Source organism: Bariatricus sp. TF06-38A (assembly GCF_027690675.1).
GTDB lineage: Bacteria > Bacillota > Clostridia > Lachnospirales > Lachnospiraceae > Allocoprococcus > Allocoprococcus comes.
In genome coordinates this window covers 1-1,611 of sequence record NZ_JAQFCE010000062.1, presented here as the reverse complement: position 1 = coordinate 1,611, position 1,611 = coordinate 1, and the positions used below count along the sequence as shown (strand labels likewise).

At 39.8% G+C, this 1,611-nt stretch carries 1 protein-coding gene; it reads left to right on the top strand.

Going from position 1 to position 1,611, the window contains the following annotated elements; all coding sequences use genetic code 11:
* Positions 1-279 precede the first annotated feature (279 nt).
* Positions 280-1,488, top strand: coding sequence for an IS110 family RNA-guided transposase (locus PG418_RS19050; RefSeq protein WP_204575915.1), 1,209 nt, complete (start codon positions 280-282; stop codon positions 1,486-1,488).
* The last annotated feature ends 123 nt before the right edge of the window (positions 1,489-1,611 follow it).

Below are 1,611 nucleotides of genomic sequence, written 5' to 3'. Positions count from 1 at the left end.
TCTACTACAATATATTTATGGTTAATATCCCTTACAGCCAGTAAGGAATTATCCATCTTGTTGCTTAAGCTGTATAATGATGGAGCAATCGGTATATCGTCTTCCAATCTTGGACTTCGCGTCCGTAAATTAGACTGATAACCAGCTCCTCATTCGCAGCGTTCGTTTTATGCAGGTTGAATCGCCATAGGTGCATTCGCGTCACACCACAGTAGATTGAATAGGCAATGAGTAAAACTGGTATTTATCCATTGCAATAATCTTAAGGAGTGACAATTTATGAACGCAGTAGGTATCGATGTTTCAAAAGGTAAGAGTATGGTTGCTATCATGCGACCTTTCGGTGAAATTGTTTCCGCACCTTTCGAAATCAAACACACAGCCAGTGATATCCATTCACTTGTAGAACTCATCAACTCTGTTGAAGGGGAGTCCCGAATCGTGATGGAGCACACAGGACGTTATTATGAAGTCCTCGCCCATCAGCTTTCAAAGGCAAATCTTTTCGTCAGTGCCATTAACCCAAAACTTATCAAAGACTTTGATAATGATTCTCTTCGTAAAGTGAAATCTGATAAAGCGGATTCTGTTAAGATTGCCCGATATGCTCTTGACAAATGGCAAAATCTTAAACAGTATAATGTTATGGATGAATTACGCAATCAGCTCAAAACCATGAACCGTCAGTTCGGCTTTTACATGAAGCACAAGACGGCTATGAAAAATAATCTTATCGGCATCCTTGACCAAACCTATCCTGGTGTTAATACTTACTTTGACAGTCCTGCACGCAGTGATGGCAGCCAGAAATGGGTTGATTTTGCATCTACATACTGGCATGTGGACTGTGTCCGTAAAATGTCTCTGAATGCCTTTATCGACCATTATCAAAACTGGTGCAAACGTAAGAAGTACAACTTCAGCCAATCCAAAGCTGAGGAAATCTATGGAAAAGCAAAGGAACTTGTTCCTGTACTTCCAAAGGATGCCATTACAAAGCTTATAATTAAGCAGGCTGTGGATCAGCTTAACAGTGCCTCTACAACTGTTGAGTCACTACGCACTCTCATGAATGAAACTGCATCCAAACTCCCTGAATATCCTGTCGTTATGGCTATGAAAGGTGTTGGAACTTCACTCGGATCTCAGTTGATGGCTGAGATCGGAGATGTTTCCCGTTTCACTCACAAAAGTGCTATTACTGCATTTGCCGGTGTAGATCCCGGTGTTAATGAATCTGGAAGTTATGAACAAAAAAGTGTTCCAACCTCAAAACGAGGTTCCTCTGATCTTAGAAAGACTTTATTTCAGGTAATGGATGTCCTAATTAAAACACATCCTCAAGATGATCCTGTTTATCAGTTCTTAGACAAGAAACGTGCTCAAGGCAAGCCTTACTATGTCTATATGACTGCAGGTGCCAACAAGTTTCTAAGAATCTACTACGGACGAGTGAAAGAATATCTTTCATCTCTTCCTGAATCTTAATTATCCACTAATATTTTCAGACCAGCACTGGTGTGGTGGTCTTATTTTGATACCAAATTTTCAACCTGTATAAAATTTTCAATGTTCTTAAATTTAGCCTTGACTTTTTATTTGCAGGCTAAT

Bases quoted from the DNA above. Each gene is read 5' to 3' on its own strand.
- PG418_RS19050 (WP_204575915.1), top strand. From the start codon at position 280: ATGAACGCAGTAGGTATCGATGTTTCAAAAGGTAAGAGTATGGTTGCT.